Here is a 12,900-nt window from a genome sequence, read left to right as displayed (position 1 = left end):
AAGGCGGATCGTGAAAACGGTCCGCCTTTTTCATTTTCCACTATACCGGGCCATTGTCCTCTTCAGCCGGTGTTAACGCCGCCGCAGCTAATGTCGCGTTCGATATTGCGCCGGGGAACACTCTTGAAAAACATGCTGCGACAGGCCGTCAAACGCTCTGCTATTGCCGCTGGCCTCAGGGCCGCCGGGCTGTTGCATGCAGGTGGATTGATGCGCGCGGCGCGCGGGCGTGGGGCGATCTTCACCCTCCATCATGTGCGCCCGAAACAACCCCGCGCCTTTGATCCCAACGCACATCTGGAGATCACTCCGCAATTTCTGGATATTGCGATCACCACGTTGAAACGCGATGGCTACCGGTTCATCGCCCTGGATGCCTTGCCCGCCCATCTGGCCTCGGACGATCCGCAGCCGGTTGCCGTTTTCACGCTGGATGACGGTTATCGCAACAATCTCGACTATGCCGCCCCAGTGTTTTCCAGCCATGGCGTGCCCTTTACCGTGTTTGTTGCGGGCGGTTTTATCGACCGGACCCATACGCTTTGGTGGGAAACACTCGCGGATCTTCTGGAACAGCGATCAAGTCTGACCTTCGACTTCGGCGCAGGCGATGAACCCGTGACGCTCGACAGCCTCCAGCAGAAACAGGCCGTTTTCGATCGGTTTGCAACCCTGCTTCATTCGATCGACGAAGCAACAGCGATCGACCGGATGAACCAGACAGCGCAAGCATCGGGCGTCGATGCCATCGGGATCACTGCCGCATTGACGCTGGACGAGACGGGCCTCAAAACGCTGGTGGAAAATCCGCTCGCCAGCCTCGGTGCGCATACGATCAGCCATCGTTCAGTCACGCGGCTCAGCGACGAAACGGCGCAAGCTGAAATGGATCTTTCGGCCCGCAGGGTGGAGCAGATCACCGGTTACCGGCCAAAATCTCTTGCCTATCCCTATGGCTTCGCGACTGCCGTCTCCGCCCGAGATCATCGGCTGGCCAATGATCTCGGCTTCAGCACCGCCGTGACCACGCAGCCGGGAACGCTGTCCGATGCGGTCAACACGGCGGCCCTGCCCCGCATCTCGCTGAATGGTCACTTTCAAAAGGCCGGGTATGTCAGCGCGCTTGCCTCGGGCATTGCCTTCAAGCTGATGGGCGCGCGCTGAGCCGCTCGCCGGTCAGGGATACATCCGCACCTTCGACCAGTCGCCTTCCGCCTGATCGCGGCGGAATTCGATCCGGTCGTGCAGGCGGAAAGCGCCATCCTTCCAGAATTCGATCGAGGTTGGCCGGATCCGGAAACCCGACCAGTGATTGGGGCGCGGGATTTCGCCGATGGCATATTTCAGCGTGTATTCGGCAACGGCCTTTTCCAGTGCAAACCGGCTTTCGAGCGGGCGCGACTGCTTTGACGCCCAAGCGCCGATACGGCTGCCGCGAGCCCGGGTCTTGTAATATTCGTCAGCCTCTTCATTGCTGACGATCTCCACCGGACCGCGAACACGAACCTGGCGGCGCAGCGTTTTCCAGTGAAAGCACATGGCGGCCTTCATGCTGCCCAGGATTTCCTGTCCCTTCTGGCTCTCGAAATTGGTGTAGAAGACGAAACCACGCTCATCGAAGTCCTTCAACAACACCATGCGCACATCCGGCAGGCCATCGGCATCCACCGTCGCCAGTGCCAAGGCATTGGGATCGTTGATCTCTGCGGCCTGTGCCTCTTTCAGCCACGTGCCAAAAAGGGAAAAGGGCTCATTCTCTTGCGTGAAGTCACCAGTTGTTAACCCAGTCTCACTCATATTGCCATCCAATGCCGTAATGCGTGGCGCGGACGCAGTTCCCGCCCGCCGATGAATAAATGTCAGAGCTTGCATGTCGCGTCTCCGGACCTTGAAGCCGCTCTTTCCAGTCTGACAGGTATGCCGTTGCAAGACATAGCAAAGTGGATTGAGGACACCAAGGTTTTATCCCGATTGAGCGGGATTGCCGCAGTGTGCCTGACCACCACAACCCTTTCCGGATGCCTCGGCGGTCTTGATTTCTCCGGAACACCAGACGTCGACAGGACCGTCGCGACCAGTTCCGTTCCCTCCGCCCGCAGTGACGAAGACAATTCCGACGCCATGACCGTTGGAAACGCGGTATCATCCGCCGACGTGACCAGAATTGCCGGAAACCCCATTCCCTGGGCAAATTCAAGCTCCGGCAGTGCCGGTGTCATCAGCAGCATTTCCGAAGAACAGGTCAACGGCACCACCTGCCGCCGGTTCACCACCACCCGCCATTCCTATCAGGGCATCGCCAAGTTCGATGGCAATACCTGCCTGCTCGGCAATGGCGTATGGTATCTGACCAGTTTTGGCCCACGCAGCTGACATCGCCCCCCGCAGCGTCGGGATTGGCAGCCTTTGCTACCGCGCATTAACCACGCTGCAACAAAGACGCGGTGCGGAGCCATTTACACAACCAGCATACGCCCGCGGCTAACCGGAATTTAAGCAGCCTCTTCTCATCATCACCGGCAAGGGGAGGAGACCGCCAGAAAGCGGCTTCCCGATTGTTTCAACAGGCTGAAAGAACCGCTGAATGCGGCGTATCAGTCTTCAAGGGCGGTGACAGGCATGCGTGATCCCTATTCAGTGCTCGGCGTCAGACGCAATGCCGGACCGGACGAGATCAAGGCCGCCTGGCGGTCCGTGGCAAAAGCCGTGCATCCCGACCAGAACCAGGATGACCCTCTGGCCACCCAGCGCTTTGCCGAGGCCGGCCGCGCCTACGAGGTGCTGAAGGATCCGAAGCTGCGCAACCGCTACGACTATGCCCGCCGCGAGGCTGAACTGCGCCGCATGGAAGAAATGAAGCGCAAGGCGCGAGGGCAGGAAGAAGAAACCATCGATCCGGAAACGGCCGAGGACATGATCTCGCGCATCTTCGCTGCCGGCGACCGGGCGAAAGCACAGAATACCCGCGCGCAAGAGAAAAAACCGGCGGCAGCGGCACCACAGGCCAAAACGGAACCGAAACCGGAACCCAGGCCGGAATCAAAGGCCGAGACTGTAGCCGAGCCTGAAGTCACTCCGGAACAGAAGCCCGAGCCGGCGGACAAGACGCCGATGTTCGGTGGCTTTCCGCGGGCCGCCGCACCAGCGGCAGATCTGGTCTCCGCCATCGTGCGACGGATTCGCGGTGCCGCCAGCAAACCAGCGCCTGAAAAGGTGCCGGACATTTTCTGCGACGTCACAGTGTCGATCGAGGATATCTTCCGGCGTGAAAAGGCAACGGCAACGCTGCCCGACGGTCAGACATTGAAGGTCTCGTTGCCCGCCGGCACCACCGACGGCAGTATCGTGCGTCTTAAGGAGATGGGTTACCGGTTGAACGGCATGCAACGCGGCGATGTCGTCGTTGCCGTGCGCGTCCTTCAGGACGGCCGCTTCCGGACCGATGGAACAGACCTGCGCACCACCCTGCCCGTCAATATCCAGGACGCGATCCTGGGATGTGAAATGACCGTGGAAACACTGACCGGCCCGGTCAGCGTGATCGTTCCAGCCTGGTCCGGCTCCGACCACGTTATCCGGCTTGAAGGCCACGGCCTGCAGACCGCCGAGGGCAAACGCGGCGATCTTCTGGTGGAGCTGCGGCTGATGCTCTGGGAAAAGCCGGATGAAAAGGTCACCGATCTGATGCGCAGCCTGCGCAACGGCCTGTTTCTGTAAAGATTTTGCGACAAACACCGTGGATGGCTGCAAACGCTTTGGCTGCTGACCCATTATTACGGGGACTAACAGTTCCTGATCTCCCCCGCGCTTGAACCACCGGGATGGCTATGTCATAGCCAATGCTCGAAAAATTCAGAGCCGACGCGACCGCAAGGGGCGCGAAGGCTCCGGCAGGTTCAACATATGCGAATTCCAGTCGGCACATGCCTGACTGATGAAAGCATAGGCTTTATTGGGGGCATAACATCATGTCGCAAACATCCGGTCTGATGAAGGGCAAACGCGGCCTCATCATGGGCGTCGCAAACAACCGGTCGATCGCATGGGGCATTGCCAAGGCAATTCACGCGCAGGGCGGCGAACTGGCATTCACCTATCAGGGCGACGCCTTGAAGAAGCGGGTCGAACCGCTGGCCGAAGAACTCGGTGCGGTCATGGCCGGCCATTGCGACGTCAGCGATGAATCCACCATCGACGCGGTCTTCGAACATCTGGAGAAGACCTGGGGCAAGATCGACTTCCTCGTGCATGCCATCGGCTTTTCCGACAAGGACGAACTGACCGGCCGCTACGTCGATACGTCGGCAGCAAACTTCGCCCTGACAATGAACATCTCGGTCTATTCCTTCACCGCCGTCGCACGGCGCGCGGAAAAGCTGATGACCGATGGCGGCTCGATGCTGACCATGACCTATTACGGTGCCGAGAAGGTGATGCCGAACTACAACGTCATGGGCGTTGCTAAGGCTGCACTCGAGGCCAGCGTCAAGTATCTCGCCGTCGATCTCGGCCCGAAGAACATCCGCGTCAACGCGATCTCGGCCGGCCCGATCAAGACACTCGCAGCCTCCGGTATCGGCGACTTCCGCTATATCCTCAAGTGGAACGAGTACAACGCGCCGCTGCGCCGCACCGTCACCATTGAGGAAGTCGGCGATGTCGGCCTCTACATGTTGTCGGACCTGTCGCGCTCGGTGACCGGCGAAATCCACCATGCCGACAGCGGCTACCATGTCGTCGGCATGAAGGCCGTCGATGCGCCGGATATCGCCGTCGTCAAGGACTGACACGAAGACGAACGTACTCCGGGGCTTTCGTATAACGGACGCCCCGGCTCCTGCCTTGGGCTTCAAGCCCCCTGCCCCGGAGTTTCTCCGTGACCATCTACATGATCCGCCACGGCCAGACCGACTGGAATGCGCAAATCCGCATGCAGGGCCAGAAGGACATTCCGCTCAACGATACCGGACGGCGGCAGGCGAGCGGCAATGGCCGCGCACTTCTTGATCTTCTCGGACACGATGCGGAAAAATTCGATTTCGTCGCAAGTCCGCTTCACCGAACCCGCGAGACGATGGAGCTCATTCGCGAAGCGATGGGGCTCGCCCCCAACGGCTACCGGATGGACGACAGGCTCAAGGAGGTTTCCTTCGGCGATTGGGAAGGTTACACGATGGCCGAGCTCGAGCGGGAAATGCCCGAACGCGTGGCAGAGCGTGAACAGTCAAAATGGGATTTCATTCCGCCGGGCGCGAATGCGGAGAGCTACGAAATTCTCTCCTGGCGCATTGGTGCATGGCTTTCAAGCGTTTCCGGGCCAACGGTCTGTGTCAGCCATGGCGGCGTCATTCGCACGCTCTTCAAGATCTGCGGCGCGATGGACGCCGAGGAAGCAGCACTCGGGGCAATTCCACAGGATCGTATTCTGAAAATCGAGAATGGTACAATCGGCTGGCTCTAAGCCCGCGTTGTTCCGAAAGCCTGGAAAGCGGCCGATACTTCCAACAGTTCCGCCGCCAGCATGACGCGGCACTTAGCCAGTGCCGCGAGCGCAGTCTTACTGCACGATCTCAAGGTCATTGATGACGCGCTTGCCATCGACCTCGGTGTAGAAAACCAGAACCTTGACGCCCTCTTTCAGGCCATCGAAATTGAATTCTTCAGGAGCCTGGTAGTTCTTGCCGTCGTCCAGCGACAGGCTCAGCTTGTCTGTATCGACGCCGGTGATCACGGCTTCGACATCGGCACTTTCGGCGAACGCTGCAAGCGGCGAAAAGAAACCGGCTGCGGCCATCAATGCAGCAACGATGAAACGCATCTGTCTTGCCCTCTTCAGTGATTCATTCAATTTTGTTGTGCCCACTGTTTGACCTCTGATTGTGGCAAAAATCGCCCGCTGATGTGTCGATTAAAATTTTATCCGATTTGATACATGCCTGGAAACACCATGGTTAACCAAATCTTGATCGACGTATAGCACTCCCCTGCCGAAACGCGGTTTTCTTAACAGGAACAGCCTCTAAAGCCAATCTTAAGACTCCGCCTCTACCGTGGGTGACGGGGAATATGGGGTGCAGGGCCGTTGGCTAAAAGTGTTACAATCCGTCATCGCGCCTGGACGCTTGCCAGGCTGGCGAAACCGTCGCTTTTTCCCGCCTTCATCGCCCTTGCCGTCGTCTTCACCGGTGGCTATTTCTTCGAGCGGCAGAACCGCGAAAATTTCCGCAACGAGCTGAAGAGCAACGTTCAAAACGAGCTCAATCTTGTCTCCCTCCGCCTGCAGAGCGAGATCAACAACAACATCACCGCACTGCGCGGCTTTGCCAACCAGTTCTCCGTCGATCCGAATATAGACCAATCGCTTTTCGACCAACTGGCCACCAAGCTGTTGATACAGAATCCACAGATGGTGCGGGTCAGCGCAGCACCCAATGCCGTCATTCGCATGACATTCCCGCTCAAGGGGAACGAGCGGATGATCGGCACCGATTTCAAGAAATTCCGCTCCTCAAGGATCGCCATAGACCGCGCCGAATCCAAGGCCAAACCCATACTGGCTGGCCCGGTCAGGTTGCCGAGTGGCCGAACCGGCTTCAATCTGTTTTCGCCTGTCTTCACTAGAGTTGAGAGCAATCTGGTCTTTTGGGGCTTCATGGAAGCCGTCATCGACGAGCGGGACATTTACGCCAACGCGGGTCTCGTCGATGCAGGCAAGAACAACGACGAAGCCGAAGGCGGCCACCGGCATATCGATATCCAGCTGGCAATCCGCGATGTCTCGATCAAAAGCAGCATTCAGGATGCCTTCTTCGGTGATACCGATCTGTTCGAAAAATCGCCCGTTATCCGCCAGTTGCAACTGCCGGGCGGAACCTGGGAACTGGCCGCAATCCCGGCGGACGGCTGGGCACAAGAGCCCGCCAACAGCAGATGGCTCGACACCGCGATTCTCGTTGCCGCAACGATCATCATCATTCCAATCTTCCTCACAGGCGGGTTCGTCAACGAACGCCAGCGCAACATCGCCAAGCTTCGTTCGCGCGAGCGGGAACTCTTGACCGTCTCGCACCGGCTCAACCTCGCACTTGAATCCTCCAAGATCAGCATCTGGGAAATCGACCTCGATACGCAGGAACGCTCCTGGGACGAGCGCATGTATCATCTGCACGGCTTGCCGCAAGGCGGTGGAGTTCCGAGCTACGCGGAATGGCGCGGTACGGTGCATCACGACGATGTCGGTGCGGCGTCGTTGACACTGTTCAGGGCGCTGGACGAGGATCTGGAATACCGCTCGCTGTATCGTGTCGTCATGCCCGACGACAGTATCCGCCACGTCCGCAATGCCGGATCCACCCATGTAGGTGCTGATGGCAAGACCAAGATCACCGGCATCAGCTGGGACGTCACCGACGACGTGATGATGACGGAGCAATTGCGAACGGCAAAAGCCGTTGCCGACCAGAAGAACGCCGAGCTTGAAGACGCCCTCACCGGGCTTTCGGAACGGGAGCAGCAGCTGGAGGCGATCACCAGACGCCTCGATCTGGCGCTTGATTCCTACAAATGCGGCATGTGGGAGGCCGACCTTGTTGCCGGCGTCACCTATTGGGACGAACGCATGCATCAGCTCTATGGGCTGACCTATATCGATGGCATAACGACGTACAAAACCTGGATCAATACGATCCATCCGGATGATCGCGAAGAGACGCTTTCGAATGTTGGCCGCACCATTTCAGACGGCTCTCCTTACGTTCAGGCGTCCCGGATCGTGCTTCCGGACGGCACGATCCGCCATGTCCGCTCCGTCGGCAAGGTCCACGAGACGCCGGGTGGCAACCGAAAACTGGTCGGCATTGCCTTCGATATCAGTGATGACGTGCTTTTGACGGAACAGCTACGCACCGCAAAGGCGATGGCAGAGGCCAAGAACGACGAACTGGCCGACGCCAAGGACCGTATCGAACACAATGCCCTGCACGATCCTCTGACCGGCCTTGGCAATCGTCGGATGCTCGACAAGGAGCTTGAAACGCTCTCGAATGCCCGCAAGGACGGCCTGCAGAACATCGCCATCCTCCACATCGATCTCGACCGCTTCAAGCAGATCAACGACACGCTCGGCCATGCAGCTGGCGATGCGATGCTGGTCCATGCATCGAAGATCCTGCGCTCCAACGTGCGCGCCGGCGATATGGTGGCACGTATCGGCGGCGACGAGTTTGTCGTGCTGGTCGCCAACCCGCCGAGCAAGGTCTTCCTCTCCGGCCTCTCTGAGCGCATCATCGCCCAGATGCGCCAACCCGTCGATTACAACGGCTTTCCCTGCCGGTTCGGGGTCAGCATCGGTATTGCCTGTGCGGGTGATATGGCGATCGATGAACGCCAGCTGCTGGTCAATGCCGATATCGCGCTTTACCGGGCCAAGGAAAGCGGCCGCAACCGCCACGAATTCTTCACCGACGCGCTGCAAGCCGAGATCATCACGACGAAGCGCATTGCCGATGAAATTCTCGAAGGCATCGAACAGAACCAGTTCGTTGCCTGGTACCAGCCGCAATTCGACGCCAGCACGCTGCGCCTATCCGGTGTCGAGGCACTGGTCCGCTGGAACCATCCGCGCGAAGGCATTTTGACGCCTGACAAGTTCCTGCACATCGCCGAGGAACTGGACGTGGTGGCAACGATCGACCGTATCGTGCTCGACCGGTCGCTGATCGATGCGATGCGCTGGGCAGCGATGGGCATCGATGTGCCGAAGATTTCCGTCAACGTCTCGGCCAAGCGGCTTAGCGACGACCTGCTGCTCAACTCGCTGAAAGGCCTGTCATTCAAACCCGGCCAGCTGTCCTTCGAACTGGTGGAATCGATCTTCCTCGACGAGAGCGACGATATCGTCACCGCCAATATCGAGGGCATCAAAAAGCTTGGCATCGATATCGAGATCGACGATTTCGGCACCGGCCATACCTCGATCGTCAGCCTGTTGAAGATCAAACCGAAGCGGCTGAAGATCGACCGGCAGCTGGTCGCCCCCATTCTCAACTCCCGCAACGAACAGGCGCTGATCCGCTCGATCATCGAAATCGGCCGGTCGCTTGGTATCGAGACGGTGGCAGAAGGCGTGGAAACCATGGCGCATGCGGAAATGCTCGGGCTTCTCGGCTGTGACCTGCTGCAGGGCTATGCCTTCGCAAAACCTTTGAGCTTCGACAAATTCGTGACATTCGCCAGCAAGGAAGCGCTGCAGCTGGCGTCCTGATTGACCTTTTCGGCGAGACAGACTGTTCACGCTGCAATCGTCATATTTCGCCAGAAAGGTTTTCCCTTTCCGGCGTTTTCCACTATGAGTCTGCGCCTACTGAATGGCGCAGCGGCTCGCCCGGATGCGCTTGGCCTCATATCCGGTTGCCTGATCCATGTCGCATAATACTTTCGGTCATCTTTTCCGCGTTACCACCTGGGGCGAAAGCCACGGACCGGCGCTCGGCTGCGTCATCGACGGCTGCCCTCCCGGCATCCGTTTCACCCTGCCCGAACTGCAAGCCTGGCTCGACAAACGCAAGCCCGGCCAGTCGCGCTTCGTCACCCAGCGCCGTGAAGACGATCTGGTCAAGATCCTTTCCGGCGTCATGCTGGACGCTGACGGCGAGACGATGATCACCACCGGAACGCCGGTATCGATGATGATCGAAAACACCGACCAGCGCTCCAAGGATTATTCCGAGATCGCCAAGAGCTACCGGCCGGGTCACGCCGATTATACCTATGACGTCAAATACGGCATTCGCGACTATCGCGGCGGCGGACGCTCGTCGGCCCGCGAGACGGCAGCCCGTGTTGCCGCCGGCGGACTTGCCCGCAAGGTCGTGCCGGGGCTGCTGGTCCGCGGCGCGCTGGTGCAGATCGGCAAGCACAAGATCAATCGCGACAACTGGGACTGGAACGAGGTCGGCAACAACCCGTTCTTTGCGCCCGATCCAGCCATCGTGCCGGTCTGGGAAGAGTATCTCGACGGTATCCGCAAGTCCGGCTCCTCGGTCGGCGCTGTCGTCGAAGTCATTGCCGAAGGTGTTCCGGCCGGCATCGGTGCGCCGATCTATGCCAAGCTCGACCAGGACATTGCCTCCAACCTGATGTCGATCAACGCCGTCAAGGGCGTCGAGATCGGCAATGGTTTTGGCGCTGCCGAAATCACCGGCGAGGAAAATGCCGACGAGATGCGCATGGGCAATGACGGTAACCCGATCTTCCTGTCGAACCATGCCGGCGGCATTCTCGGCGGCATCTCGACCGGTCAGCCGGTGATCGCCCGCTTCGCCATCAAGCCGACCTCCTCGATCCTCACCGAGCGTCAATCCATCGACAGCGACGGCAACAATGTCGACGTTCGCACCAAGGGCCGCCATGACCCCTGCGTCGGCATCCGCGCCGTGCCGATCGGCGAGGCCATGCTTGCCTGCACCATTGCCGATCACTATCTGCGCGACCGTGGCCAGACCGGCCGGTTGAAGTAACATCCAAGGAAGAACCCCATGCCCTTTGACCAGAAGCGCGTTGCCGATGCCATCCGGGCCTTCGAGGCCGGCGAGATCGTTGTCGTTACCGATGATGACGGCCGCGAGAACGAAGGCGACCTGATCGTCGCAGCCGTGCATTGCACACCGGAAAAGATGGCTTTCATCGTTCGCCATACCTCCGGCATCGTCTGCACACCAATGCCGAAGGAAGAGGCCAAGCGCCTCAACCTCAACGCCATGGTGGCGGAAAACGATTCGGCCCACACGACGGCCTTTACAGTTACCGTCGATTTCAAGCACGGCACGACAACAGGCATTTCCGCCGAAGACCGGACGTTGACGGTTCGCAACCTTGCCAACCCGAATGTCGGCGCCGCCGACTTCACCCGTCCCGGCCATATCTTCCCGCTGGTGTCCCGCGAAGGCGGCGTGCTGATGCGGTCGGGCCATACGGAAGCTGCCGTCGATCTCTGCCGCCTCGCCAGCCTGCCGCCGATCGGCGTCATCTGCGAACTGGTCAATGATGACGGCACGGTCACCCGCGGGCCGCAGGTCACGGAATTTGCCGAAAAGCATGGCCTGAAGCAGGTCTCGGTTGCCGATCTCATCGCCTACCGGCAGCGCAAGGAAACGCTGATCAATCTGGCTGCGACCTTCGACGTCGAAACCGCCTATGGCAAGGCCAAGGCACATGCCTATTCCCTGCCCTGGGATCCGATGCAGCATCTCGCCGTCGTCTTCGGCGATATCAGAGACGGCGTCGATATCCCGGTGCGCCTGCACTTGGAGAACGTCGCCGCCGACGTCTTCGGCAAGGCGTGCCAACTCGACCCGATCATGAAGCGCATGTCCGAACAGGGCCGCGGCGTTATCGTCTATCTCAGAGAAGGCTCGGTCGGCGTTGGGGTCTCCACGACAGCGCGGACGGGCAAGCATGAGCGGGAAGATCACAGCGAGGCGCAGGCCCGCGAAAGCGAATGGCTGGAAATCGGCCTCGGCGCCCAGATCCTGAAAGACCTCGGCATCACCTCGATCCGCCTGCTCTCCTCCCGCGAACGTCACTATGTCGGCCTTGAAGGTTTTGGCATCGAGATCGCTGCGACCGAGATTATTTGAGGGCCGGACGCCTTCGTGAATATTCAAAGGCCACCGGTTCGAATGAACCGGTGGCCTTTTGCATTTTCTAACTCAAACCTCAGATCACACACGACTTTTCACGCGTCAGCAGTCACCGTGCCAGCAATGACAGATCGAGCTTATGGCGGAACTGGCGTTTTGAGCTCTAGTTGACGCGTCCGGAGGCTAATCAATTCGAATATATCTGGTCTGATTGAGAACGCCGAAATTCGGAACCATCCAATCCGCGTCGAAGTTCGTTGTGATCAGGGAGACCTGCGATGCAGGGATCTCCACAACAGACTTTCCTGTCTTTGAAAACATAAACAAAGATGTATCGGAGCGCAGAAGCAAGTATCCGTCGATCTGGCTTACTTCTCGATTCTGGAGATCGTTGAGCTGAATGGAAGTGGCGATCCCACCCCCGTAGCGAATTATTCTCAGCAGAGATCCATAGGTGTCAGATGCAAACAGAGAAACGGCCATTACGATCAATAAAGGTAATGTCAGATATCCTTGTAGCATCCACAACGGCAGCGCTTTCTTGGCATACCAAATCGCAAAACTTGCCACTGAGGCAGCGAGCCCGCCTAATACCCAATTGAAGACAATATCAGGGCGAATTCCGAATCGGCCTGACAATCCAAGAGAATGGAAAACAAAAGCGAACATCGAAATCGCAAACAAAAATACGGAAGCAGATAGAACAAACTTGTCGAAGCCGGTCACCTCAATTTCGACGCCTCCGACGTCGATTTTTCCGTTCGATCCAACTTTTACCTCGATCTCAAACCCCAGCCCGAACACGATGCTTATCCCGTTGCGAACATATATCAGAATGGCAACGGTAAGCGACACCGTGACGATGGAGAGCGCAAAACCTATGAAGGACCATAGCGCGATAGTAAAATTAACGTATGGGACGCCCTCAATCGGAACACGAATTCCCATTCTCGTCGCATATATAGCTGTTGCTGGGGTGGAAAGTAGCGCCAACAAAAATGAGACGGCAAGGGATTTTAGCAGCAGCACTGAGCCGAATTTCACTATGCCCGGCAAAAGACCAAACAGCCAACATAGATCAATCCATATCTGGCGCAGCCAACCCCAGAACCGAACTATCGCCGCGGATTGAGTGATGACATCTGATCTCTCGGTGGTCATTTCTTTCCTTCAAAATTGCTTGCAGCCAGCTAGAACCGAAGCCGCCTATTCACGCGGCAGCAGCACAACATTCTGAAATATTTCAAGAGAGATGAAAAGC

11 protein-coding genes are annotated in these 12,900 nt (G+C 58.4%); 8 read left to right on the top strand and 3 right to left on the bottom strand.

All coding sequences use genetic code 11. The features are described from left to right. The first annotated feature begins 132 nt into the window (after window positions 1-132). Entirely contained in the window at window positions 133-1,164 is a 1,032-nt protein-coding gene (locus R6X40_RS09065; protein WP_318413244.1) for a polysaccharide deacetylase family protein, read from the top strand. 12 nt (window positions 1,165-1,176) lie between these two features. Here the strand turns inward: R6X40_RS09065 and pdxH are convergent, their stop codons facing one another. Continuing rightward, window positions 1,177-1,797 carry a pyridoxamine 5'-phosphate oxidase gene (gene pdxH, locus R6X40_RS09060; protein ID WP_318412806.1) on the bottom strand — a complete coding sequence of 207 codons (621 nt, stop codon included), beginning with the start codon at window positions 1,795-1,797 and terminating at the stop codon, window positions 1,177-1,179. A 126-nt stretch (window positions 1,798-1,923) separates the two neighbouring features. Between pdxH and R6X40_RS09055 the strand changes: the two genes are divergently transcribed. The 4 genes from R6X40_RS09055 (at window position 1,924) to R6X40_RS09040 (ending at window position 5,461) form a co-directional block, all read left to right on the top strand. Next, entirely contained in the window at window positions 1,924-2,373 is a 450-nt protein-coding gene (locus tag R6X40_RS09055) for an RT0821/Lpp0805 family surface protein (protein WP_318412805.1), read from the top strand. 246 nt (window positions 2,374-2,619) lie between these two features. Next, complete coding sequence (locus R6X40_RS09050; RefSeq protein WP_318412804.1) at window positions 2,620-3,717, top strand: DnaJ C-terminal domain-containing protein; 1,098 nt, start codon at window positions 2,620-2,622, stop codon at window positions 3,715-3,717. A 251-nt stretch (window positions 3,718-3,968) separates the two neighbouring features. Then, window positions 3,969-4,787: an enoyl-ACP reductase FabI gene (gene fabI / locus R6X40_RS09045; RefSeq protein ID WP_318412803.1), complete on the top strand. Its 819-nt coding sequence runs from the start codon at window positions 3,969-3,971 to the stop codon at window positions 4,785-4,787. Window positions 4,788-4,876: 89 nt separating this feature from the next. Beyond that, window positions 4,877-5,461 carry a histidine phosphatase family protein gene (locus tag R6X40_RS09040; RefSeq protein WP_318412801.1) on the top strand — a complete coding sequence of 195 codons (585 nt, stop codon included), beginning with the start codon at window positions 4,877-4,879 and terminating at the stop codon, window positions 5,459-5,461. 96 nt (window positions 5,462-5,557) lie between these two features. Here R6X40_RS09040 and R6X40_RS09035 read toward each other — a convergent pair whose 3' ends face one another. Further along, on the bottom strand, window positions 5,558-5,818 hold the full coding sequence (locus R6X40_RS09035; protein WP_318412799.1) for a DUF1344 domain-containing protein: 261 nt from the start codon (window positions 5,816-5,818) through the stop codon (window positions 5,558-5,560). 264 nt (window positions 5,819-6,082) lie between these two features. Between R6X40_RS09035 and R6X40_RS09030 the strand changes: the two genes are divergently transcribed. The 3 genes from R6X40_RS09030 to ribB all read left to right on the top strand — a co-directional run bounded on the left by R6X40_RS09030 (window position 6,083) and on the right by ribB (window position 11,636). Next, window positions 6,083-9,262 (top strand): EAL domain-containing protein, encoded by a 3,180-nt coding sequence (locus R6X40_RS09030; RefSeq protein WP_318412797.1) that lies wholly within the window; start codon window positions 6,083-6,085, stop codon window positions 9,260-9,262. Window positions 9,263-9,419: 157 nt separating this feature from the next. Next, window positions 9,420-10,517 carry a chorismate synthase gene (gene aroC, locus R6X40_RS09025; RefSeq protein WP_318412795.1) on the top strand — a complete coding sequence of 366 codons (1,098 nt, stop codon included), beginning with the start codon at window positions 9,420-9,422 and terminating at the stop codon, window positions 10,515-10,517. A gap of 18 nt (window positions 10,518-10,535) precedes the next feature. Next, window positions 10,536-11,636, top strand: coding sequence for a 3,4-dihydroxy-2-butanone-4-phosphate synthase (ribB, locus tag R6X40_RS09020; RefSeq protein WP_318412793.1), 1,101 nt, complete (start codon window positions 10,536-10,538; stop codon window positions 11,634-11,636). 186 nt (window positions 11,637-11,822) lie between these two features. Here the strand turns inward: ribB and R6X40_RS09015 are convergent, their stop codons facing one another. Beyond that, window positions 11,823-12,800 (bottom strand): hypothetical protein, encoded by a 978-nt coding sequence (locus tag R6X40_RS09015; protein ID WP_318412791.1) that lies wholly within the window; start codon window positions 12,798-12,800, stop codon window positions 11,823-11,825. Window positions 12,801-12,900: the final 100 nt, after the last annotated feature.

The sequence above is a fragment of the Rhizobium sp. PL01 genome (assembly GCF_033447125.1).
GTDB lineage: Bacteria > Pseudomonadota > Alphaproteobacteria > Rhizobiales > Rhizobiaceae > Pararhizobium.
The sequence above is the reverse complement of the archived record's forward strand: the minus strand, read 5'-3'. Positions and strand labels throughout refer to the sequence as shown.